Annotated in this window: 21 protein-coding genes; 11 read left to right on the forward strand and 10 right to left on the reverse strand. The window is 61.8% G+C overall.

The genetic code is table 11. The features are described 5' to 3' along the window. Nucleotides 1-44 precede the first annotated feature (44 nt). Entirely contained in the window at nt 45-3,134 is a 3,090-nt protein-coding gene (locus tag O4H31_RS13500) for an efflux RND transporter permease subunit (RefSeq protein WP_269346606.1), read from the reverse strand. Next, on the reverse strand, nt 3,131-4,258 hold the full coding sequence (locus tag O4H31_RS13505; RefSeq protein WP_269346607.1) for an efflux RND transporter periplasmic adaptor subunit: 1,128 nt from the start codon (nt 4,256-4,258) through the stop codon (nt 3,131-3,133). The genes O4H31_RS13500 and O4H31_RS13505 overlap by 4 nt, the downstream gene beginning before the upstream one ends. A 383-nt stretch (nt 4,259-4,641) precedes the next feature. Between O4H31_RS13505 and O4H31_RS13510 the strand changes: the two genes are divergently transcribed. Next, complete coding sequence (locus O4H31_RS13510; protein WP_269346608.1) at nt 4,642-5,094, forward strand: MarR family winged helix-turn-helix transcriptional regulator; 453 nt, start codon at nt 4,642-4,644, stop codon at nt 5,092-5,094. Then, nucleotides 5,091-6,227, forward strand: a complete 1,137-nt coding sequence (locus O4H31_RS13515; RefSeq protein ID WP_269346609.1) for a YHYH protein — start codon at nt 5,091-5,093, stop codon at nt 6,225-6,227. The genes O4H31_RS13510 and O4H31_RS13515 overlap by 4 nt, the downstream gene beginning before the upstream one ends. A gap of 237 nt (nt 6,228-6,464) precedes the next feature. Here the strand turns inward: O4H31_RS13515 and O4H31_RS13520 are convergent, their stop codons facing one another. Next, entirely contained in the window at nt 6,465-7,241 is a 777-nt protein-coding gene (locus O4H31_RS13520) for a helix-turn-helix transcriptional regulator (protein ID WP_269346611.1), read from the reverse strand. Between the two features lie 156 nt (nt 7,242-7,397). Between O4H31_RS13520 and O4H31_RS13525 the strand changes: the two genes are divergently transcribed. The 6 genes from O4H31_RS13525 to O4H31_RS13550 all read left to right on the forward strand — a co-directional run bounded on the left by O4H31_RS13525 (nt 7,398) and on the right by O4H31_RS13550 (nt 14,229). Continuing rightward, nucleotides 7,398-8,471, forward strand: coding sequence for an ABC transporter ATP-binding protein (locus O4H31_RS13525; RefSeq protein WP_269346612.1), 1,074 nt, complete (start codon nt 7,398-7,400; stop codon nt 8,469-8,471). A gap of 3 nt (nt 8,472-8,474) precedes the next feature. After that, complete coding sequence (locus tag O4H31_RS13530) at nt 8,475-9,386, forward strand: ABC transporter permease (protein WP_067626922.1); 912 nt, start codon at nt 8,475-8,477, stop codon at nt 9,384-9,386. Next, complete coding sequence (locus O4H31_RS13535; protein ID WP_269346613.1) at nt 9,379-10,182, forward strand: ABC transporter permease; 804 nt, start codon at nt 9,379-9,381, stop codon at nt 10,180-10,182. Before O4H31_RS13530 ends, O4H31_RS13535 begins: the two co-directional genes overlap by 8 nt. Nucleotides 10,183-10,202: 20 nt before the next feature. Next, a complete protein-coding gene (locus O4H31_RS13540; protein WP_269346614.1) occupies nt 10,203-11,222 on the forward strand; it encodes an extracellular solute-binding protein in 1,020 nt (339 codons plus the stop codon). A gap of 76 nt (nt 11,223-11,298) precedes the next feature. After that, on the forward strand, nt 11,299-12,981 hold the full coding sequence (locus O4H31_RS13545; RefSeq protein WP_269346615.1) for an amidohydrolase: 1,683 nt from the start codon (nt 11,299-11,301) through the stop codon (nt 12,979-12,981). Between the two features lie 225 nt (nt 12,982-13,206). Then, nucleotides 13,207-14,229: an NAD-dependent epimerase/dehydratase family protein gene (locus tag O4H31_RS13550; RefSeq protein ID WP_269346616.1), complete on the forward strand. Its 1,023-nt coding sequence runs from the start codon at nt 13,207-13,209 to the stop codon at nt 14,227-14,229. Between the two features lie 10 nt (nt 14,230-14,239). On the opposite strand, the gene ptsP is transcribed toward O4H31_RS13550, so the two are convergent. The 5 genes from ptsP to O4H31_RS13575 all read right to left on the reverse strand — a co-directional run bounded on the left by ptsP (nt 14,240) and on the right by O4H31_RS13575 (nt 19,678). After that, nucleotides 14,240-16,483 carry a phosphoenolpyruvate--protein phosphotransferase gene (gene ptsP / locus O4H31_RS13555; RefSeq protein ID WP_269346617.1) on the reverse strand — a complete coding sequence of 748 codons (2,244 nt, stop codon included), beginning with the start codon at nt 16,481-16,483 and terminating at the stop codon, nt 14,240-14,242. 161 nt (nt 16,484-16,644) lie between these two features. After that, on the reverse strand, nt 16,645-17,883 hold the full coding sequence (locus O4H31_RS13560; RefSeq protein WP_067935742.1) for an aspartate kinase: 1,239 nt from the start codon (nt 17,881-17,883) through the stop codon (nt 16,645-16,647). 87 nt (nt 17,884-17,970) lie between these two features. Beyond that, nucleotides 17,971-18,615 carry an SDR family NAD(P)-dependent oxidoreductase gene (locus O4H31_RS13565; RefSeq protein WP_269346618.1) on the reverse strand — a complete coding sequence of 215 codons (645 nt, stop codon included), beginning with the start codon at nt 18,613-18,615 and terminating at the stop codon, nt 17,971-17,973. Nucleotides 18,616-18,657: 42 nt separating this feature from the next. Then, entirely contained in the window at nt 18,658-19,116 is a 459-nt protein-coding gene (locus O4H31_RS13570) for a DUF1178 family protein (protein WP_269346619.1), read from the reverse strand. A 94-nt stretch (nt 19,117-19,210) separates the two neighbouring features. Beyond that, a complete protein-coding gene (locus tag O4H31_RS13575; RefSeq protein ID WP_269346620.1) occupies nt 19,211-19,678 on the reverse strand; it encodes an NUDIX hydrolase in 468 nt (155 codons plus the stop codon). A 111-nt stretch (nt 19,679-19,789) separates the two neighbouring features. On the opposite strand from O4H31_RS13575, the gene modA reads away from it, so the two are divergent. The 3 genes from modA to modC are packed head-to-tail and all read left to right on the forward strand — an operon-like array spanning nt 19,790 to nt 22,294. Beyond that, complete coding sequence (modA, locus tag O4H31_RS13580; RefSeq protein WP_269346621.1) at nt 19,790-20,527, forward strand: molybdate ABC transporter substrate-binding protein; 738 nt, start codon at nt 19,790-19,792, stop codon at nt 20,525-20,527. Further along, nucleotides 20,517-21,209 (forward strand): molybdate ABC transporter permease subunit, encoded by a 693-nt coding sequence (modB, locus tag O4H31_RS13585; RefSeq protein ID WP_269346622.1) that lies wholly within the window; start codon nt 20,517-20,519, stop codon nt 21,207-21,209. Before modA ends, modB begins: the two co-directional genes overlap by 11 nt. Beyond that, the gene (modC, locus tag O4H31_RS13590) at nt 21,209-22,294 is read left to right on the forward strand and encodes a molybdenum ABC transporter ATP-binding protein (protein WP_419723603.1); all 1,086 of its coding nucleotides are present in this window, start codon (nt 21,209-21,211) and stop codon (nt 22,292-22,294) included. Before modB ends, modC begins: the two co-directional genes overlap by 1 nt. Here the strand turns inward: modC and O4H31_RS13595 are convergent, their stop codons facing one another. Further along, complete coding sequence (locus O4H31_RS13595) at nt 22,295-23,062, reverse strand: EcsC family protein (RefSeq protein WP_269346623.1); 768 nt, start codon at nt 23,060-23,062, stop codon at nt 22,295-22,297. It lies immediately after the preceding gene. Between the two features lie 51 nt (nt 23,063-23,113). Continuing rightward, complete coding sequence (locus tag O4H31_RS13600; protein ID WP_269347206.1) at nt 23,114-23,593, reverse strand: GNAT family N-acetyltransferase; 480 nt, start codon at nt 23,591-23,593, stop codon at nt 23,114-23,116. Between the last annotated feature and the right edge of the window lie 72 nt (nt 23,594-23,665).

Raw genomic sequence — 23,665 nt, forward strand, 5'->3', positions numbered from 1 at the left:
GCCTTTGCGCAGGGGAAAGCATCCGATACGCAAAGGCCGTCGCGCTACACATTTGCAGTCGCCTCCACCTCGGCTTTCAATCTATGCGCAGACCCTCCGGGGGTTGCACCCCAGACCGTGATCCAGCGGTAGAAGATCGGCGTGAGAAACAAGGTGAACACGGTGGCAAAGCCCAAACCGCCGACGATCACCCAGCCCACGGCGATCCGGGCCTCGGCGCCCGCGCCAGAAGTCACGATCAGCGGCAGCCCCCCGAAAACAGTCGATACCATCGTCATCATCACGGGTCGGATGCGCAGGCGCAGCGCGCTTCGGATGGCGCTGTCGATGTCTTCGCCTGCTTCGCGCAGCTGATTGGCAAATTCGACGATCAAAATACCGTTCTTGGCCATGACCCCGATCAACATCACAAGACCGATCTGGCTGTAGTAGTTCAGCGATCCGCCCGTCATCGATATCGCCAGCAATGCGGCAGCCATCCCGAAGGGCACTGTCATCATGATCACCACCGCACTGGCAAAGCTCTCGAACTGGGCGGCCAGCACCAGAAGCACCACGATCAGCGCAACGCCGAAAACCATGTAGATGCCGCCTTGGGAATCGTCGAGGGTCGCCGCTTCTCCGGTGAAGGTGATGCCCATCCCATCAGGCAAAACCTCTTCGGAGAGTGTCAGCACCCGGTCCATCGCGGTGGACAGGTCGACACCTTCGCCCAGGTTCGCCTGCATTGCGACGGACAGCGCTCCGCCCAAACGCTCGATCTGCGCGTCGCTTACCACCGTCTCGAGCGAGGCAACCGCGGACAGCGGCACATAGGCGCCACTGTCGAGGCGGATAGACATGGAGGCGATGTCAGACGGATCGTCAATCGGCGGGCCACCGGGGACGACGTTCACATCCACTTCGACATCATCCGAAAAGACGCTGACCGCCACATCGCCCTGCACCATGGCGCGCACGAGGGAGGAGACATCGGAACTGTTGAGCCCCATATCGCCAGCGGCGCTGTCGTCTACCGTGACTTCCAATTGCGCGGTCACGCTGTTGTTGGACAGTTGCGGGTTCAGAAAGGTCGCATCCTGGGCCATCGCCGCCGTGAGCCTGTCGGCAGCTTCGGTCATTTCAGCCAGATTGGTGCCAGTCACCGCGAAACTCAGCCCGCCGCCCGCGCCACGAATGTTAAGGCTGTTGGTCGACCGTGCGCTCACCTGCACGCCGGGGACCGCGGACAACTGACCACTGATCTGCGCGATCAACTCCTGCTGGGTAAAGTCGCGCTCGGCCCAATCCGGCAGGCGGACGACGATGAACGCACTGGTGCCGCCGCCGACGCCGATGATGCTTTGCACGGTCTCGATCTGCCCGCTCTCTCGATACGGGGCGAGGATGTCTTCGACCAGCGCGACCTGCGTATCGAGGTAATCGATCGTCGTGTCCGATGCGCCGCGCGCCTGTACGAGAAAGAAGCCACGGTCTTCCTCTGGCGTGACGGTGGAAGGCAAGGTCAACGCGGCCCCCATTGCGATCATGGCAAAGCCTATGGCGATCGACAGAACCAGCAGCGGCGTGCGGATGGCGAAATCCATCACCCGGTCAAAGCCGCGCGCCAATGCGCCCGGCGTGGCGGCTTCTGCCTCGCCCAAGGTCTTTCCCGGGTCCAAAAGAGCCGACAGGACGGGCGCAAGGGTGAGCGCCGTGATCGACGACAGGGTAACGGCAAAGGCCAGCACAAAGCCGAATTCAGAAAAGACGCCCCCCGCCTGCCCCGGCAGGAAGGAAATCGGAATGAAAACGGCGGCAAGCGTGGCGGTGGTGGAGATTACGGCAAAGAATACCTCGTTCGTGCCCGAAGCCGCGGCGGCGAAAGCCCCCATGCCGGACTTGCGCTTGCGCACGATATTCTCGACCACGACGATAGCATCATCGACGACCATCCCCGTTGCCAATACCAGCGCCAAAAGGCTGATCGTATTGACGGAAAACCCCGTAAGCCAGATCGCTGCAAGCGTCCCGATCAAAGCCACAGGGATCGTAACCGCAGGGATCAACGTGGCCCGTGGGGAGCGTAGGAACAGAAAGATCACGACCACCACGATGCCGGTCGCCAAAAGGATGGATTTGATGACCTCGTTGATCGACCCTTCGATGAAGATACCGTCGTTCGAAGTGACCAGCAGTTGCACACCCTCGGGCAGTTGCGCCTGCAACTCCTCGACTGCGGTGCCCACATCGCGCGAGATCTCCAGCGTGTTGCCCACCGATTGCCGGGTGATATCAAGACCAATCGCCGTCTCCCCATTCACACGGGTATAGACGCTGGCGTCTTCGGGGATCAGTTGCACAAACGCGATATCGGCGACTTGGGTCGTGTCATTGATCGGCAGTTGGTTGATGGTCTCAACGGTGACGTCCTTGCTGCCGACCCTGAGAGAGAGGGTCTGCGTTTCGCTGGAAAGCGAGCCCAGAGCGGTGTCGTCGCGCAGCTGCGCAAGTGCTGTGGAAGCGTCAAAGATGGTCAGCCCCCGGCTCAGCAATGACGGCATGTTCACCGCCACGCGGAACTCATTGGCACGGTCCCCGCGCAGGGTCACTTCGGCAATGCCATCGATCAGCGAAAGCCGTTCATAGACCGCCCCTTCGGCAAGTTGGGTCAGCGTGTCGAGGCTGGCATCGCCCAGCAACGCAAGGCGAATGATCGCGTCGGCATTGCTGTCGCTTTTGCTGACGCTGGGGTCTTCGATATCGTCAGGCAAGGACCGCAAGGCGCCCGATACGATCTCGCGCGCCTCATTGGCGGCGACGTTGACGTCGGTGCCATCCGAGAGGTCGATGGTGATGCGGCTTGACCCCATGCTTGACGTGGATTCGATATAGGACATGCCATCAAGCGCGCTGAGCGCGTCTTCGAGGACTTGTGTCACTTCGGTGTCTACCGTGCTTGGCACCGCACCTTCGTAGTCGGTTCTGACCGAAAGCACGGGCCGGTCCACGTCCGGCATCTCGCGAATATCGACACTGCTGAAGGCCGCAAGCCCGGCGATGATAATCAGCAGGTTCAGCACGATCCCGAAGATGGGCCGCGCCACGAAAATATCCGCAAGACCGGCCTTGTGCGCCTTTTTCTCGAAACTCATGCGTCTGGCCCCCCGCGCGCGCCAGCGGCGGTAACCTGCGCGCCTTCGCGCAGCTTCGCCGCGCCTTCGGCCACGATCTGCGCGCCCAGGGGGGCTTCGGTTTCGACCCAGACCCGGTCGCCCTCGCGGTAGCGGATGGTAGCAGGGACACGGGCGGTGCTGCCCTCATCGGCGACCCAGATGCCCGCGCCGCTGCGGTCCCATGTAATGGCGGTTGCAGGCACAACGGGCAGCGGGTCGGTCTCTTCGGTCATGCGGATGGCAAAGGTCATGCCGGCAAGTAGCAGCCCCTCGGGGTTTTCAATCTCGGCCTCCACCGTCGCACTGCGGGTCACGCTGTCGAGCCGGCTGTCAAAGGCGGTGATCGTCCCCTCGAAAATGCGCCCCGCATAGGTGGGCGTGGAGACGAGAACCGGTTTACCCTCGGCCAAAAGACCGATGGAGCGTTCCGGCACTTCGAATGTGGCAAGCAGGCGGGTGGTGTCGTCGATGGTCACGATGGCCTCCCCGCTCGACAGGCGATCGCCCAGACTAATATCGCTCAGCCCCAAACGGCCAGAGATCGGCGCTTTGATCGTGCGGTCATCCAACGCCACTTGGGCCAGCCCCACATTGGCTTCGGCCAAGCGCAAGGCGACCCGCGCCTCGGAAAGGCTTACGTCGGTAACCACGGAACTGCCGTTGCTGCGCAGCCCCTCATAGCGGGTAACGGTGTCCTGCGCCTGATCGCGGTTGGCCTCGGCGATCTCTAGTGCCAGCCGCTCGGTGCGGTCGTCCAGTTTCAGCAAGACATCGCCCTTTTCCACCATCGTATTGGCGGCAAGCGCGGTTTCGACCACCTCGCCCGCATCGGTCGCGGTCACTTCCGTCTGGCGAAGGGACACCGCGCTGCCCACCGTGCGCAGGACGAGCGTATAAGCGCCCGCCTCCAGTGGCGTCAGCACAACAGTGGTCGTCCGTCCTTGCCCGCCGCGCCGCCCGGCCCGCGCGTTCTGAGGCGCATCCTCCGTCTGGGTGACACTGCCGCCCCAAAGCTGCGCAACCTCATCGGGCACGCGGAATGCGATGCCATATGCGCCTGCAATGATGACGATGGAGAGGACGGCGTAGGTTAATCTTTTCAAAGTCTTCAGGCTCCTGAAAGGCGCTGTGGGATAAAGTTTCATGGCCTTGCCAAACCGCCCCCCGCGTCAGAACAACCCGGCCGCGAACGAAGGCGTGGCTGAGCGATTTAAACAGGGGCGAGCGGTGCGAATTTGGGTGTTGGAAAGGTCCTTGCGATACATGTGCTTCTTCTCAAACGGAGGACGAAGAATATTCCGTCGCAAAAATATTGTCGCTTCGATGAAAAATGTCGGCTCCCGTCAACCCGTGGGCCAAACGCCCCATGCGCGGCGTTCACGTCAGCTGCTCCTATCTTCGGCTCGGCCATGCCCAATCTTGCCTTTCGCAGTTAATTAGCCTACTAACTGTTAGCATGCGGTTCGACACAGTAAAATTACATTATTTGCTCCATGCAGCCACTCTGGTAGAGGAAAAGCTGCGCCACCGGCTTTCCGAAATCGGCATATCGCCCCGTCAGGCCCGAGTGATCGACGCACTTGCCCGAATGGGCGCCGTTTCGCAAATCACCCTCGCCCGCGAGTTCGCCGTTACACCCGCCAGCATGAGCACCATGACCGGGCGGCTGATCGCGGCAGACATCATCACCCGCAAAGTCGATCCGACCGAAGTGCGCAGCAATATCGTGGAACTGACACCGCGCGGGCGCGCGTTGCTGGCAGATGTCCATGCCGCTTGGCGCGATATCGACACGCTGATCGCCGAGACACTGGGCGCGGAGGATGCCGCCGCGCACGCCACGCTCAATCGCCGCCTCCGAGACCGCCTCGGCGGCAAGGTGCCCGGCTTGGCGTCCGACAACACCCCACAAGTAACGAGACAGGAGACCCGGCGATGAGATTTCTACGTTCCTGCGCAATCTGCGCAGTTTTCACACCGGCAGCTGCGTTTGCGCACCCCGACGCGCATTCGGTGGCGGATGCCGCGCTGGTCAGCCCCGCCGAGATCGTGAATTGCACGCTTGAGACCGGAGAGGCTGCACAATGCGCGCGCTACGTGGTGAAATATCTGCCCGAAGACCTTGAGATCGGTCCGTTCTGTCCGGCAACCTTGGAGGACAAGGGCGGCATTTGGCACTGGGACGGCGAGGAGGCGGGGCTCTACCGGATTGACGACGATTTCCTGCGGATGTTGGACGCGCAGGGCTACACCTTCTTCAACGCAGACGGAGAGGTCTATTCTTTCGACATTCGCATTGAAGGGCCGACCGAGGCGCATGAGTGCATCCAAGGTTCGGTCGATCCCGATGTCGAGATGACGGTCCTCATTCCGACGAACCCGGTGATGGCGGATGAGCCGACCAGCCTTGGCACTGTTGCAAAGGTCGGCATCGGGTTGGACGGCGTCCCGATCTTCGCCGACGCCCCTTCGGTGCTGGAAACCGGGCATATGCCCGCGCTCGATACCTGCGGCGGCCATGTCGACCCGGGCGGCTGGTACCACTGGCATGCGACCGCCACGGATGTGAACGCGATCTATGACTCCGAAGGTGTCGATGCGGAATGTGTGAACGTCGCTCAGGATCAGACGGCACAGTTTGGCTTTGCGTTTGACGGGTTCGCGATGTTTGGCCCGCTGAACCACGACGGATCCCTTCCTTATGATCTGGATGAATGCGGCGGCCATGTCGGCCTGACCGAAGCGGACGGAGAAGCCGAGTATCACTATCACGCGGGCAACACCTTTCCGAACCTGCCCGCCTGTCTGGCAGGCGTGGTCGCGCAGGACAACTTCGCGACCAATGCGGCAAACGGCATCGGGTCTGCGAATGCTGGCGGTGGCCCCGGTGGGCCGGGCGGAGGCCCCGATTTTGACGCGATTGCCGAGACCCTCAACGTGGATGCCGAAACCCTGAGACAGGCCATGGAAGACGCAGGCGGACGCGGCGCCGATCTGGCCAAGGTCGCAGAGGCTTTGGGGGTCGATGAAGACGCCCTGCGTGCAGCCATGCCCGCGCCTCCGCAACAGTGATGGCAGGCAGGATCTGAGCTATCAACCCAGCCCTCGCGTGTCGCGCTCTGCCCCCGCTCGGGACGGTGGCGGACAGGTGAGGGCTGGTCAGTCGGCTCAGCAGATGTGAAACGCCCGCCCTGCGGGGTCACTGATTGCGCATCCGCGCTTCGAATATTGGCGCGTCAAAGTATCACCATCGCCGCTCAACCCGCACATTTCGAATGCCCCGCCCAGAGCCATCGGGTCGAAGACCAACTACAACAAATGTTTGAACACGCCGAAGAGTTCGCGCTGTGTTGAGATGACGAGCTTGCGGTAAAGGTTCCGACGATGGACCTTGCAAGTTTCCGTCGCGATATCGAGCAGTTTCGCGGCGGAGGCATTCGAATGGCCCTGCAGCACCAGCCCCGCGATCTGCGCCTCCCGCAGGGTTAGACCGATGCTCAGGCGATCCGCAGCATGGCTTCTGATGGCATCGGACAGCGGGGGGCGGGCCGTTCCGAGCTGGTCGACGGGGGCCGGGGCCACGGCATTGCAATGCTGCGCCAGAAGCTCCAGCAACAAGGGCGCATAGCGTTCCACGCTGCGAAGCTCACTGCGCCGAAATGGCCCCTGCCTATCCCGTCTGCTCAGCGACAGATGCGCAACGCCGCCATCCTGTAGCGGGATGAGCAGACCAACCTCGTCACAAAGCCCGGTGCCACGGTAATATTGCAGATAATATTCGCTGGAAAAGAACCGGTCCGGCGCGATGTCGGCCAAACGAAACAGCCCGCCCTCCTTCGGCAGGCTGCGATACAGATAGAAGGGATCAAAGGCATAGCTGCTCTCCATATAGCCTTCGAGAGGTCGCCCGATCAATTTGCCCGGCTCGATCCAGTGATCCAGCAGTAAGGGCGGTTGGTCCGCATCAAAGCGCAACATCAAGAAGGTGCCGAAGGCGATGCGGGTGCTGAAAAAGGTCTTATAGGCCTCGAAAAAAGCCGGGCTGCCGACGGCCCGAAGCGCATCGCGCAATTGCTCAATCGCCAAATTTGTCAGCCTATCGCCCAAAGATACTCCAAAATCTGATCAAAATCTCAAGAACACTACCCCACAAGGGGTATATTCACCAATTACTATTGGCGCAATCATGCAGGGCAAGCTTTGCTCAAAACCAAGAACCGAATTGGGCGATCAGGGGGAAAGATGACCAAGGCAATCACCGCACAGGCGCTGCGCAAAGTGTATCCCGGCAACCCGCCGGTCGAAGCGCTCGCGAGTATCGACCTCGAAATTCAGGACAACGAATTCTTCACGCTGCTGGGCCCTTCGGGCTGTGGCAAGACGACCTTGCTGCGACTGATCGCGGGGTTTGAGCATCCCACATCCGGCAGGCTGGACATGTTCGGGGAAAGCCTGCTCGCATTGCCCCCCTACAAACGCCCCATCAATACCGTCTTTCAAAACTACGCCCTGTTTCCTCATATGACCGTGGCCGAAAACATCGGCTTTGGCTTGCAAATGCTCGGCACGCCCAAATCCGCGATCAAGTCGACCGTCGAAGAGATGATGGAACTGGTGCAGATGACCCAGATGGCGGATCGGCAAACCAGCCAGATCTCCGGTGGGCAACAGCAGCGCGTTGCCCTTGCCCGCGCTCTGGCGCCACGGCCCAAGATCCTGCTGTTGGATGAACCGCTGAGCGCCTTGGACTTCAAACTGCGCAAGAAAATGCAACTGGAGCTAAAACGGCTTCAGACCGAAACCGGCATCACCTTTATCTTCGTGACCCACGACCAAGAAGAGGCGCTGACCATGTCGGATCGCATCGCGGTCATGTCCAACGGCGCGGTGCGTCAGGTCGGACGCCCACGCGAGATTTACGACCGTCCAGCAGACCGGTTCGTGGCGGATTTCATTGGCGATACCAACTTCTTACCGGCTGAAATCATTGGCCGCGAGGTGGAGAGTGCTCAGTTGCGTCTGCCTTCAGGCAAGCTTGTGCAGGCCCATGCGAATGAAGCCGCCACGGGCCGGGTCACGCTGGCCCTGCGACCGGAACATGCGGAATTGACCTCCGAAGCAGATGGGCTCTTGGCCGGGAGCCTGCGCGAGGTGGTCTATTTCGGGACCGATACGCATTTTCACGTCGGCCTCGACGATGGCAGCGAATTTGTCCTGCGCCAACAAAATGGCCCCACGGTCACACATTCCTATGTGACGGGCGATCGGGTTGGGGTGTCCTTCCCCGCCGGTGCCGCTCAGGTTCTGAGGGACTGACCCATGGCAGAGCTTTCAAACACCGTTGCAAAACGCGCCGCCCGAAACCGCTGGCTGCTGCTGACGCCCGCGCTGATCATCCTGATCTTTGCCGCCAGCGGGCCGCTGCTGATCACGCTGTTCTATTCCTTCCTCACCCCCGGCGACTATGGCGGGGTGGTCTGGGATTTCTCGACCGATGCGTGGTTTGGCGTGCTGATGCAGCGCGACATTTTCGACGACACATTGGGCTGGTCGGATGCCCATCTCAGCATCTTCTGGCGGTCGCTCAAATTGTCGATCCTGACAACGCTTGCCTGTTTGTTCTTTGGTTTCCCCACAGCTTACTTCATCGCCACACGGCCGAAAAAGCAGCGCGAATTTTGGATGTTGCTGATCATCATCCCCTTCTGGACGAACCTGCTGATCCGCACCTTCGCCATTTTGGAATTGATCCGCAACGAAGGCACCGTGAATTCGATCCTCATCGCGCTTGGCATCATTGATGAGCCGATCCAGATGCTTTTCACCGAGTTTTCGATCATTCTGGGCATGGTGTACGTCTACCTGCCGCTGATGGTTCTGCCGATCTATGCCTCGCTTGAGCGGTTGGATTTCCGGCTCGTTGAAGCGGGCTATGACCTTTACGCCACCCGCTTTCACGTGCTGCGCCGGGTGATCTTGCCGCTGGTGAAACCGGGGGTGATCGCGGGGTCGATCCTTGTGCTGGTGCCCTCGCTTGGGGCCTATGTCACGCCGCGCGTCATGGGCGGTGGCAATCAATTGATGATCGGCAATCTGATCGAATTGCAGTTCGGACAGGGGCGCAACTGGCCCTTGGGCGCGGCGCTGTCGATCACGCTGCTGGCTATCGTGATGGTGGCACTGTTGGCCTATGTCCGCGCCGCCGGAAATGAGGAGGTGCAGCATGGCTAATCGCGGGTTCGACATTCGCAAGCTTACGGGCTTTTCCAGCATCGCGATGGCATGTTTTTTCATGCTCTACATGCCGATCATCCTGCTGGTGGTCTATTCCTTCAACGCGGGCACGTCGGTCGCGATCTGGGAAGGGTTTTCTTGGCGGTGGTACGTCTCGGCTTGGGACAACGAAATGGTCCAAGAGGCCACGGTGCGCAGCCTTATCATCGCGGTCTCTGCCGCGGCCATCTCAACCAGTGTCGCGGTGCTTGCCGCCCTCGGCACCACCCGCACGGGCAAGTTTCGGGGACAGACCGCTGTCTTTGCCTTGATCCACCAGCCGCTTATGGTGCCCGAAATCGTGACCGCGGTGGCGCTGCTGATCTTCTTTGCCTCGATCAAGGTCGTCACGGGCTATACAGGGCTGATGTATCTGATCATCGCGCATTCGGCCTTTTGCATTCCCTTTGCCTATCTTCCGATCCGCGCACGGCTGCAGGGCATGGACCTGACCCTCGAACAGGCGGGGGCGGACCTCTATGGCACGCCGTTTCAGGTTTTCCGCCATGTTACCCTGCCCCAGCTTTGGCCGGGCATCCTCGCCGGGGCGATGCTGGCCTTTGTCATCAGCCTTGATGACGTGGTCATTACCGAATTTGTGAAATCCGCCGGGCAGGACACTCTGCCGACCTATATGCTGGGCCAACTACGGCGGGTGGTGACACCTGAGATCAACGCGATTTCAACCGTTCTGTTGATGATCTCGGTGACGATGGTGATCGCCTATACCCTGCTCAGCAAAGTCAAAAAATAATTAACCAACGGGAGCTAGACATGAAAAAGACACTCACGGCACTCACGCTCATCCTCGCGGGGCCCGCCATGGCCGAAGGCGAGTTGAACATCTACAACTGGGGCAACTACACCAGCCCCGACATGATCGAGAAGTTCGAGAAAGAGACCGGCATCAAGGTCACCATCACGGACTATGACAGCAACGATACAGCGCTGGCCAAGATCAAAGCGGGCGGTCACGGCTTTGACATCGTCGTGCCCTCGGGCACCTATGTCCCGATTTTCGTGGGTGAAGGACTGCTGATGGAAAGCAAGCCCAACGAGATGGAGAACTTCAAGCACATGGACCCGCAGTGGGTCGATGTGGAGTTCGATCCGGGCCGCAACTACACCGTGCCATGGCAGTGGGGGACCGTCGGCGTAACGGTAAACACCGCGGTCTATGACGGCGACATCAATACCGCCGCCGTGATCTTTGACCCGCCAGAAGAGCTGAAGGGCAAGATTAACGTGGTGCCCGAGATGAACGATGTCATGGGTATGGCGATCCACTATGCGGGCGGCGAGCAGTGCACAGCCGACAAGGAAATGCTGAAAAAAGTCCGCGACATTCTGCGCGAGGCCAAGCCCAATTGGTTGTCGATGGACTACGGCAATATCGAGAAATACGCCAAGGGTGACCTCGCCGCCGGGGTGAACTGGAACGGCGCATCCTTCCGCGCCCGCAACCAGAACCCCGACATCGCCTTCGGCTATCCGCAAGAGGGCTACCCGGTCTGGATGGACAATGCCGCGATTTTGGCGGACGCGCAGAACGTCGAAGAAGCCAAGACCTTCCTCAACTTCATCATGGACCCGGAGAATGCCGCGATGCTGTCCGAGTTCGCCCGCTATGCCAACGGCATCAAGGGCTCAGAGGCGTTCATGCCAGAAGACATGAAGTCCGCGCCCGAAGTGGTTGTGCCCGAAGACCTGAAGGGCGCCGCCTATGTCGCCAAGGTCTGCCCGCCCGAGGCGCAAAAGCTCTATACCGCGATCTGGACCGACCTTCAGAAGTAACGCGCGCTTTGTTCGATAAACACATTGCGCCCCGGCCCTTGGTCGGGGCGCGCATCGCAATAAGGACCCTAAGACCATGCCGGCAGATATCGTCATTTACAACGGCGCGCTGATCACCTTTGACCCGGATCAGCCCCAAGCCAGCGCTTTGGCCATCACCGGTAATAAGATCTCGGCGGTCGGGTCGGATGCCCAGATCACGGCGCTGATCGGCCCAGACACCAAGGTGATTGATGCGCAGGGCGGCACGGTGCTGCCGGGCTTTATCGACAGCCACGTGCATCTCTTTGGCGGGTCCGTCGAACTGGAATATCTCAACCTCTATGGCCTCACCGGGCTGGAGGAGATGCGCCGCGCGATCCTGCCCTATGCCGAGGCAAACCCCGACGATAAAATGCTGTTCTGCGTCATGGCAGACTACGGCATTTTGGGCACCGGCAAGACCCTCACCCGGCATGACCTTGATGCCATCCTGTCCGACCGACCGCTCGCCATGTTCGCCCCCGACCACCACACGGTCTGGGCCAACACCGCCGCGCTGAAGGCGGCAGGGCTCTTGCAAGGCGGCAAGGTCGATGCAGGTTCTGAAATCGTGATGGGGGAAGATGGGCTCGCCAATGGGGAACTGCTTGAGCCCGGCGCCTATAGCCCGATCCTATCGCTCACCCGATATGGCGGGCGCGATATGTTGGGCCTTACCGCCGGTCGCGACCCCGAGCCGCCCGCCACACCTGCGCAGCGCGCGATGGACAAGGACGTTATCGCACGCGGGCTGGCCCATTGCGCCGCGCAGGGCATTACCGGTCTGCATCTGATGGATGGCAACCGCTATCAGCTTGAACTTCTGTCTGAGTTGGAGGCCGAGGGCCGCCTGCTCTGCCGCTGTCATGTGCCATTTCACCTCAAAGGCACCGACCCTGTCGCGCGTTTGACCCGCGAAGCCCCTGCCCTGCGCGATGACTTTCAAGGGGATAAGGTCCGCTGTAGTCACGTCAAAATGTTCATCGACGGGGTGATCGAAAGCGGGACCGCACTGATGCTGCAGCCCTATCCGGGGGAGATGGGCAAAGACGGCAATTGCGGCGATGAGGTTTTCACCCAAGAGCATTTCGTCGCCGCCTGTGTCGAAGCGGATCGTCTGGGGTTTCAGACCGCAGTTCATGCCATCGGAGACGCCGCCGTGCGGCGAACGATCGACGCCTATGAGGCCGCCCAAATGGCGAATGGAAAACGCGACAGCCGCCACCGGATCGAGCATATCGAAGTGATCCACCCCGATGACATTCCCCGGCTCGCCGAGCTGGGCATCGTCGCCTCCCTCCAGCCCGGCCACGCGCCCCGGGGTCATGTCTTTCCGCCCTCTGGCGTCGGGGACTATATCCGCCCCGAACAGATCAAAGGGGCCTATGCGTGGCAAACCATTCGTGACACCGGGGCCCGGGTGATCTTTTCAACTGATTGGCCGGTCATCCCGGTAGATGTGATGTCCACGCTCAAGGCGGCCATCGCGCCGCTGGACCTCGGCGGCGATTGGCCGGATCAGACCCAGACCCTTCAAGATACCCTCGCAAGCTATACCCTCGACAACGCTTGGGCGGAGTTTGCCGAGAATACACGCGGACGGTTGAAAGAAGGCATGGACGCCGACATTGCCGTTCTGAGCCATGATCTGGCCCGATCGCCCGCCGACACGATTACCGAAGTGAATGCAATCACCGCCATTATGGACGGTCAGATCACGTTTCAGCGCGCGCGCTGATTTAAATCCTCGCGCTTCCCCTCGCCCTCTGATCGCGCAGCCCGCGAACCGTTTTGCCTTGCCGGGGCTTGATTGACGCCCCGCCAGCAAGTGCTTTGCCGTTTTCCATGCCAAGTTTAACCAAATTTTCAGCATTCACCGCCCATCCTTGATCGGGACATGGGAAAGGCGACTCAAGCCGCAGGCTCAATGGGCCCGGCATGCCGCATGAGCGAGGATGCCAGAATGGACAGCACGCAGAGGATACTGGTCACCGGCACGGGCGGCTTCATCGGCTTTCACCTTGCCCGCCTGCTGCTGGCCGAGGGCGCGCGGGTGCAGGGCTATGACGGGATGACCGATTACTACGACGTCGCCTTGAAACAACGCCGCCACGCGATGCTGCTTCAGCATGAGCATTTCACGACCAAAGAGGCGCTGCTGGAAGACCGCGAGACCTTCGATGCGCTGGCCGATGACTTTCAGCCAGACATGATCGTCCACCTCGCGGCGCAAGCGGGCGTGCGTCACAGCATCGACCACCCCCGCGCCTTTCTCGACGCCAATATCACCGGCACCTTCAACGTGATGGAAGCCGCGCGACGGCTTGAGGTCAAACATCTGCTCATGGCCTCATCCTCTTCGATCTACGGGGGCAATACCGATATGCCCTTTGGCGAAACCGGGGCCACCGACCGGCCCCTGTCGATCTATGCCGCCACGAAAAAGGCGAATGAGGGGATGGCCCATGCCTATGCCCATCTGTGGAACCTGCCGACGACGATGTTTCGCTTTTTCACCGTTTACGGGCCTTGGGGGCGCCCCGACCTAGCCTTGAGCAAATTCGTCGATGCGGTCCTCGATGGGCGTCCGATCGATATCTACAATCACGGCGAGATGTACCGCGATTTCACCTGTGTCGATGATCTGGTGCGCGGCATCCGTCTGCTGATGGATTGCGTTCCGCCCCAACCGGGCAGCGCGCCGCCGCCGCCGGAATGGGATTCGCTCTCCCCCGCAGCGCCCTACCGGGTGGTAAATATCGGCAATTCCGAAAAGGTCCGCCTGCTTGATTTCGTCGAAGCGATCGAAGCCGCGCTCGGCAAGCGCGCGATCCGCAATTGCATGGGGATGCAGATGGGCGACGCCCCGGCCACATGGGCCGATGCGACGCTGCTACACCGGCTTACCGGCTATCGCCCGCAAACCGACATTCACGAAGGCATCGCGCGTTTCGTCGCTTGGTTTCGCGACTATCACGGCAAATAGCTGCGGGGCCTCAATGCTGGTGCTGCTGACGCACGTAGTCCATCACCGCGCCTCTTACCGACATCTCACCTCGCTCGCGCGCCGCGTGGATAACCTCGCGCACGTCATCAAGGTTGCAGCGCCGCAGCAGGCTTTTGACCGGGCCGATTGAGGCCGGGCGCATCGACAGGGTCTTGAGCCCGATGGCCGCGAAACACAGCGCCTCGACCGGGCGGCCCGCATCCTCACCGCAGAAAGACAGTGCCGTATCGGTTTCGGCGCAGCGTTCGACGATACCTTCAAGGAAGGTCAGGAAAGAAACGTTCAGCGTGTCATACCGCCGCCGCACACGCTCGTTCTCACGGTCGGCGGCAAAAAAGAACTGCTTCAGGTCATTGCCCCCGATCGACAGGAACTCGACCTCTTCAAAGAATTTCTTTGGGGCAAAGGCGAGGCTGGGGGTCTCCAACATAGCTCCAACCTCCAGCTTTTCGGGCAAGACATGGCCAAGAATACGCTCACGCTCCATCGCCTTGTCGACCTCGGCGCGGGCGGCGCGGAATTCTTCGAACTGGGCGATAAAGGGAAACATCACCGCCAGCGGGCGGCCCGCAGCGGCGCGGATCAGGGCTTGCAACTGCATGCGCATGACACCGGGTTTATCCAGTCCCACCCGGATCGCGCGCCAGCCCAAAGCCGGGTTCGGCTCATCATGAGGCTTCATATAGGGCAGCACCTTGTCCGATCCGATGTCGAGCGTGCGAAACACCACGCGGCGGCCATGCGCGGCATCAAGCACGCGCGCGTAAAGCGCCGCAAGCTCGGTCCGGCGGGGCATCTGGTTGCGCACCAGAAACTGCAATTCGGTGCGGAACAGCCCCACGCCCTCGGCCCCCGACCCTTCGAGCGAGGGCAAATCGGCCATCAACCCCGCGTTCATCTGCAGGCTGATGATCCGCCCGCATTTCGTCTCAGCCGGTTTGTCGCGGATCGAGGCATAGCGTTCCTGCGCGGCCGCCTGCATCGCGATCTTGTCACGAAAGGCCGTGGCCACGGTATCGTCGGGGCGCAGATGAACAACACCCTGTTCCCCATCCACCATGATGTGATCGCCATTCAGCGCGTCATTGGTGATGCGGCTCGCGTGGACAATCAGCGGAATTGCCAGCGCCCGCGCGACAATAGCCGCGTGCGACCCGACGGAGCCGCCCTCCAATACAATACCGCGCAGCGACCGCCCGTAATCCAGCAGCTCGGCCGGGCCGATGTTGCGCGCCACAAGGATCGGATCGACGGGCATCTCTGCGCCCGTGTCACTGCCCTGCCCCGTCAGATGACGCAGCAAACGGTTCGACAGATCGTCCAGATCCGATAACCGCTCCCGCAGATAAGCGTCATTGACCTGCCCTAGACGGGCGCGGGCCATGGATTGTTCTTTCTCGACCGCGGCCTCGGCGCTCAGCCCGCTTTGAATATCCTCCACCATGCGCCGCATCCAGCCTTTGGAATTGGCGAACATGCGGTAGGCTTCGAGCACCTGTTGCTGCTCTTTGTCGGCGGTAAGGCTTAACAATTGGTCAACGCTGACTCGCAATTGCTCGACCGCTTCGGTCAGACGCTCAGTCTCGCGTTCCGGGTCATCGGCGATGGGGTTGGAAACCACGACGCGCGGCTCATGCAGCCAGACATGGCCCTCGGCCACGCCCTCCTGCCCCACGGTGCCGCGCAGCAACACCGGCTGGCTGTGCCGGGCCGACATCGCCGCGCCCTCGCCGACAAAGGCACCAAGCTCGGCCATTTCGGCCAGCACCATGGCCACGACCTCAAGCGCGTAAACCTCATCCGCCGAAAATTCCCGCGCCTGTTTGGACTGCACGACCAGCACGCCCAGCGTCTCACCCAACCGCTGGATCGGCACGCCAAGGAACGAGGAATAAATCTCCTCCCCCGTCTCTGGCATGAAACGGAAACCGGCGGCCTGCGGGGCATCGGGCGTGTTGATCACCGTGCGGCGCTTAGCCACGCGCCCCACCAGACCTTCGCCCAATTTCATACGAGTTTCATGCACCGCCGCCTCGTTCAGACCTTCGGTCGCACAAAGCTCAAGAGTGTCTTCATCACGGAACAGATAGATCGAGCAAACTTCGCAGCCCATCGAGTTGGCGATTAACTGGGTGATCTTATCCAGCCGCGCTTGCCCCGCCACATCACTGGCCATCGCATCGCGCAGCCGCCCCAGCAGCTTGCGGCTCTCTGTCTCAACCCGTTCGGCCATATGATCTGGTCCCTGTCCCTCTGGATCAGGGTTTAGCGCACTCGCGCAAGGATAGAAATGCTATTCGCGACATACCCTGCATCCTCTGCCAGCATATCGGCGGGATGCTGCAGTTTTACGCAAGGCGCAACCTCGCGTAAAACCCATTTGATCGCAGATGCTTAAGCGGCTTTATCCAGCTCGAAAGCATCATGAAGCGCCTGCACGGCCAGCTCCATATACTTGCGGTCAATCAACACGCTGATCTTGATTTCAGAGGTGGTGATAACCTTGATGTTGATCCCCTCATCCGAGAGCACCTTGAACATCTTGGCAGCCACACCGGTATGGCTGCGCATACCGATGCCGACCACGGACACTTTGGCCACACCCTTATCAGCGATCAACTCTTGGTAGTTGATGATGCCGTCTTCATGGGCTTTCTCCATCGCCTTTTCGGCGCGGATTACCTGATCGACGGGGCAAGACCATGTCATATCAGTGCGACCTTCTTCGGCGATGTTCTGGACGATCATGTCGACGTTCACGCCACCCTCGCTGAGCGCGGTAAAGATCGTCGCCGCAATTCCGGGGCGGTCTGCCACGGACACCAAAGTCATCTTTGCCTCATCACGGGAAAACGCGACCCCGGCCACCACATTGCTTTCCATGATTTCCTCCTCATCGCAGACGAGCGTCCCGGCATCGTCAGATTGTTCTTCGAAACTGCTTAGCACCCGCAGTTTAACCTTGTAGCGCATCGCCAGTTCGACCGAACGGGTCTGCAAAACCTTCGCCCCGAGAGAGGCCAATTCCAGCATCTCTTCAAAGGAGATCTTGTCAAGTTTGCGGGCCTTAGATTCCACCCGTGGGTCGGTGGTGTAAACGCCGTCCACATCGGTATAGATATCGCAGCGCTCCGCATCGAAAGCGGCGGCAAAGGCGACGGCTGTCGTGTCCGATCCGCCCCGGCCCAGCGTGGTGATCCGACCCTGCGGGCTGATGCCTTGGAAACCTGCGACCACGGCCACCTTCATGCCTTCGCCGAACTTGGCGTTGATGTTGTCGGTGGGGATCTCTTCGATCCGCGCGGCGGAATGGGCATCGGTGGTACGCACCGGCACCTGCCAGCCCTGCCACGAGCGTGCGGGCACGTCCATCTCCTGCAGGGTCAGCGCCATCAGCCCTGCGGTAACATTCTCGCCACTCGACACGATGGCGTCATATTCGCGCGCATCATAGAGCGGCGAGGTCTCATTGACGAAGCCCACCAGCTTGTTCGTTTCGCCCGACATGGCCGAAACGATGACGATCACGTCATAGCCCTTAGCAACCTCGACACCGACGCGCTTTGCCGCGCGGCGGATACGGTCCAAGGTGGCGACCGAAGTCCCACCGAATTTCATAACCAGAACAGGCATATTGTCCCCCGCGCAACAGTCCAGCGCGGTCTAAGCCCACGGCACGGCAAGGGCAAGCCTATTTAACATGAGGTTATGCTCTGCCGCTTATAACGGATGCGGACGTCCATCCCATGTCTCAAACGCGCCGGTCTGAGCGAGGTCCAGCGCGGCAATCCGTTGCACAAGGCCTCGCGCAGACTCCGCGACGCTGATCTCGCCCTGATCGCCGCCCATATCGGTACGCACCCAGCCGGGATGGTAGATGCCCACGGCGATGCCTTCGGGCTTGAGGTCGACCGCCAGATTGCGTCCCAGATTGATCGCCGCCGCCTTGGAGGCACGGTAGATATAGCTGCCCCCCGGTGCCCGCGTCGAAGACCCCATCTGCGAAGCAATGATCGCGATTTTCGCGCTCTTTGCCGCGCGCAGGTTCGGCATGAGTGTTTGCACCGTCAGAAAAACCCCGGTCACATTGGTCGCGAAACTCTGCGTCCAGAGGTCAGGCCCAAAGCCCGCGTCCAGATCATCGCCCTTATCCAGATAGACGCCTGCATTGCAAATCAGCAGGTCCAGCGGACGGTCCGCGAGGTTTGCGGCAAAAGCGGTGTGGCTTGCCGGGTCGGTCACATCCAACACGGCCCCTGCCCCCGCGCCGCGGGCGGTGCCGATCACTTCTTCGCCTGCATCTTTATACTGTGCGGCCAGCGTCGCGCCGATGCCGCGGCTCGCGCCGGTGATCACAATGGTCATGGAGGGTCCTTTATCAGAATGGGCCTTTGCGAGAATGCGCCTTTAAGAAAGTTGGCGTTTGGGTTTGAACGGCAGGGGCATCAGCGGGACCCCTTCTTCGACTAAGGCGCGGGCCTGATCCAGCCGCGCTTCGCCATAGATCGCGCGTTCGGGCGTGCGCCCCGCGTGCATGTCGCGCGCTTCCCGAACGAAATTCTTGCCAACATAGTCCGAGGTCGCCTCGACCTTTTTGCGCAGCGCGGTCAGCGCTTTTTCCACATCGCTCACCGGGTTGGACAAAGCCGGCACGGGTTTCTCTGCGGGCTGCGGTTTCTCGACCGCTTCGGGGGCGCTCTCGCCTGAGGTGACCCGCGGGGCCATCAGCGATTTACGCACCTCGGCCGACCCACAGACGGCACAGCTCAAATGGCCGCCGCGGGCGAGGCTGTCAAAGGCCGCCGCCGATTGGAACCAACTGTCGAAGCCATGTCCGGCCTCGCATTTCAACGCATAACGGATCATTCACCCGGTCCTTGAACTCTCTGCTCTAAATGGGCTGCCGCAGGAAAGAGGTCAAGACAGGCGGGATCGGCCCGCACGCGCCATTGTCGCGCGGTCAGCCCGCCAGACCGCCGCTGCGCGGATCGAAATCGCGGATCAGCCGCGCCAGATCGGGCGCATCCACCAGCCGCGCAGCTTTCCGGCGCGAGCACCACAGCCGCTTGCGCTGTCCCTTCTCGGGGAACTGTTTCGCCAATGTCTTGACCTTCACCGGGTAAAGCATCGCCAAACAGGGCACTGCCCCATCCTCCCCGGTTTTGGCATAGCTATAAACGCCCAGACATTGCCCGCGCACCTGCCCCACGACGCCGCCTTCCTCCCATGCCTCGACCAGAGCCGAAGCGGCGGGGGTTTTACCGTCCATTGGCCAGCCCTTGGGAATGATCCAACGCTTGCTGCCGCGCGAGGTAATCAGCAAGATCTGCAACTTGCCGCGTTTACGACGCCAGCAAAGCGCTGCAAATTGAATGCGCAGATCGTCCTTTTGCCCGCCGTTCAGCGATATCGGTGCCTGTGTCGTCATCCGTCGCAGCCGCGCCCTCTGGCTGGTTGTTTTCGCCTTCACCCTAGCGCGGCAATCCTTGTCTGGCCATATGCACTTGCCCCCCTTCAATGCATCAAAGATACTACCAAAATGATAAGATTTTGCGCCCTTCTGACCCTGTTTTGCGGCCTTGCCCTCCCCCTTCGGGCCGAGGCACCGCTGACCGTCTTTGCCGCCGCCAGCCTGCGCGGCACGCTGGAGGAGATCGCGGAAGCGTTCCCCGCGCCAATGGTCGTGGCCTACGGTGGGTCGGGTACGATGGCGCGTCAGGTCGCTGCCGGAGCGCCTGCGGATGTCGTCCTGCTCGCGAACACAGATTGGATGGATTGGCTGACGGATCAAGGAGTTACCGCTGCCGAGAAGGCCCAGATCGTCGCCCGCAACCGCTTGGTGCTGATCGCCCCCCGAGGCACCGCCGCGCTGTCCCAGCCAGCCGACCTGCCCTCCCGGCTGGGCCCCACGGGTCGGCTCGCCATGGGCCAACGCGACGCGGTGCCCGCAGGCAGCTATGCCCGCGAATGGCTGACGCATGAGGGTCTATGGGAGGGCCTGCAAAGCCAATTGGCCGAGACCGACAATGTCCGCGCGGCGCTGGCCTTGGTCGCGCGCGGCGATACGCCCTTTGGTGTGGTTTATGGCAGCGACGCCCATGCCGAGCATGACGTGCAGATCGTCTATGAGGTGCCCGCCGACACCCATGCCCCCATCACCTATCCCGCCACGGCCCTGACGCCGGAAGGCACCGCGCTGGTCGACTTCTTGACCACGGAAAGGGCGCAGGCGATCCTTGAAGATCATGGTTTCCTTCGGGCCGATCATGGATCTTGACGCTGCCGCTTGGGCCGCGCTCTTGTTGTCGCTGCGGGTGGCAACCGTGGCGATGCTCTGTTCGCTGCCACTGGCGCTTTGGGTCGCGTGGATTCTTGCCCGCAAGGAGTTTTGCGGCAAGGGTCTGCTGAGTGCGCTGGTCCATCTGCCACTGGTGCTGCCTCCAGTGGTGACGGGCTATCTGCTGCTGCTCAGCTTTGGCCGCAACGCCCCCATGGGTCGTCTGTTAGAGAGCCTCGGCATCGGCCTTGCCTTCCATTGGACCGGCGCAGTGCTGGCCGCTCTGATCATGGGATTTCCGCTGATGGTCCGCGCCATGCGGCTGGCGATCGAGGCGGTCGACCCCCGGATCGAGGACGCCGCCGCCACCCTCGGCGCGCCGCGCCTGAGTGTATTTTGCCGCGTCACCCTGCCGCTGATCTTTCCCGGCATCCTCGCCGGGGCGGTGATGGGCTTTGCCAAAGCGATGGGCGAATTCGGTGCTACGATCACCTTCGTTGCCAATATCCCCGGCCAGACTCAAACCCTACCGAGCGCGATTTGGACGGCACTGCAGGTGCCGGGCGGCGAGAGCCGTGCCCTGGTCATGGCCGCGCTGGCCGGGCTGGTGGCGCTGGCCGCCGTGCTGCTTTCCGAAGCTTTGGCCCGGCGGGTCGCCAGACGCATCTCGGGGGCGCGCTGATGCTGGAGGTCACGCTGCGCCATCGGTTCGACGGCTTCGATCTGGACCTGTCATTCACCACCGAAGGGGGCATCACCGCGCTTTTTGGCCGCTCGGGTGTGGGCAAGACGACGGTGATCAACGCGCTTGCCGGATTGCTGCGCCCTGATGTCGGCCGCGTGGTGTTGGAGGGTGAGGTGCTCTTGGATACGCAGCGCGGCATCTGGGTGCCGCCGCATCGCCGCAGGCTGGGCTATGTCTTTCAAGACGCGCGGCTTTTTCCGCATCTTGACGTGCGCCGGAACCTGACCTTCGGCGCGCGCTATGCCCCGCGTGGCAACCAAGGTCCAGGCTTTGAGGATACCGTGGCGCTTCTGGGGCTAGAGCCCCTGCTCGACCGTGCCCCGGCGACCCTGTCGGGCGGAGAAAAACAGCGTGTTGCCCTTGGTCGCGCCCTGCTTTGCCATCCGCGCCTGCTGCTGATGGACGAACCATTGGCAAGCCTTGATGGCCCGCGCAAGCAAGAGATTCTGCCCTATCTCGAACGGCTGCGCGACGGGGGATTGGGCCTGCCGATCCTCTACGTCAGCCACGCGGTGGATGAGATCGCCCGGCTCGCCGATCGGCTGGTCTTGTTGCAAAACGGGCGGCTAAAGGCGCAAGGCGCGCTGTTTGACGTCATGGCCGACCCCGCCGCCGTGCCGTTGCTCGGCGTGCGCGAAGCGGGTGCGGTGCTGGAGGCTGACGTCATCGCCCATGCCGAAGACGGGCTTTCGACGCTCGCCGTGCGGGCGGGGCAACTGGAATTGCCGGGGGTGCAAGCGCCGGTTGGCACGCGGGTGCGGCTGCGAGTCTTGGCGCAGGATGTGATCCTGTCCCGCGCGCGGCCCGAGGGGCTGTCTTCGGTCAACATTCTGCCCGTGCGGGTGGATGCGGTGCATCCCGGTGACGGGCCGGGCGCCGCCATCGCGCTCGACGCAGGCGGTGACCGCCTGCTTGCCCGCGTCACGGCGCGGGCAGTGCGCGATCTTGATCTGCGCGAGGGGATGGGGTGCTACGCCATCATCAAGGCCACCACCGTAGCGCCGGGCAGTATCGGGCGCTGATCAGATCTTGGGCGGCGTCCGACCCATTTTCTGTCGCAGTCGGGCAACCAGTTCCTCTTGGGGGATATCCGCCTCTATCGCCAGTCTGCGCAGGCCGAAATGCACATGGGCCATGTCCTGATAATAGCTGGTATAGGCATAATTCGTCGCCGCCCCCGCCACTGCGCCCAGCACCGGCACCGCCTGCGCGGCGAGCTTTTGCCCCATCACCATTGCCAGCCGCGGGGCGACACGGGCGATCACCGCGTTCATCGCGCGGCCCGTCAGCGCCATGCGGACCGTCAAAAACCCCAAATCGGCGCTATCGTCATCCGCTAGCGGCCCTGCAGCGGTGAAGACATGGACGCAGTCGAACTGCACATTCTCAGCCGCCGGATCAAACCCATGTTCTGCCGCCACGCCTTGGATGACACGCAACAGAAGTGTTGTGGTCACCGGCAGCTCGGCCAGCGCCGTGGGCAGCCCCCCGGCCCCGCCAGCGGCCCCCATGGCGGTTGAGACTGCTTGGTTCAGCCAGCCCTGCTGGTCCTTTACATAGCTGCGGCTTGAATGGGCGGCCTGCATGGCATGGCCGAGCGCCTTCATCGTCGCCCCTTCGAGGTTGCGGCGCACCGCCCCCGGCAAACGGTCGATCAACCCATCCGCGCTGCCTCCGATCAGGTTCAGCACATGGATGCCCACGCCCCCGGCCTGCTTATAGCGGCGGGCGATCTCGTCCAGTCGTGCATCGACGTCGATGGTGCTGGGCAGGTTGCTTTCGATCTGCATGGGCGTCCCTCTTTGAGCTTAGGCTCAATGTGGGTCGGGTCTGGGGTAAAATCAATCGTGCCAGCGGCGAACCTTGCCGGTGACCCCGGCCCAAGCCCCCTCGGCCAAGGCGCGGCCCAAAATGCGCGCAGGGTTCGTGGGCGGCGGCATCTCGACATCTTGCAGCAGGGTAAAGCCAAAGCGGTTGTAGTAAGGCGCGTCGCCCACCAGCATCACACGTTCCCACCCCAGCGGTGCCGCCTGCGCCAGTGAGGTTTCGATCAAGGCCGCGCCCAGCCCTTCGCCCTGCCGTGTGGGGTGGACGGCAACGGGGCCCAGCAACAGCGCCGGCGTCGCGTCAATGCGCACCGGCCAATAGCGGATCGCGCCTGCCAAAATGCCACCGCTATCGCGCGCCACATGGCTCAGCCCCGCCACGGGCGGCACGCCGTCGCGCAGCCGGTAAGACGAGAGCGCCTCACGCCCCGGCGCAAAACAGGTATCATAAAGCGCTTCGACCTCCCAATGGTCGGCGGGCACCTCCGGGGTCATCTTGTAGGGCGTCTGATGCAAGGCCGGAGGCTTTCAGGAGCAATTGCGGGTGGCGCTGGACGTAGCATGAGG

Source organism: Sulfitobacter dubius, from assembly GCF_027214245.1.
GTDB classification, from domain to species: domain Bacteria; phylum Pseudomonadota; class Alphaproteobacteria; order Rhodobacterales; family Rhodobacteraceae; genus Sulfitobacter; species Sulfitobacter dubius_A.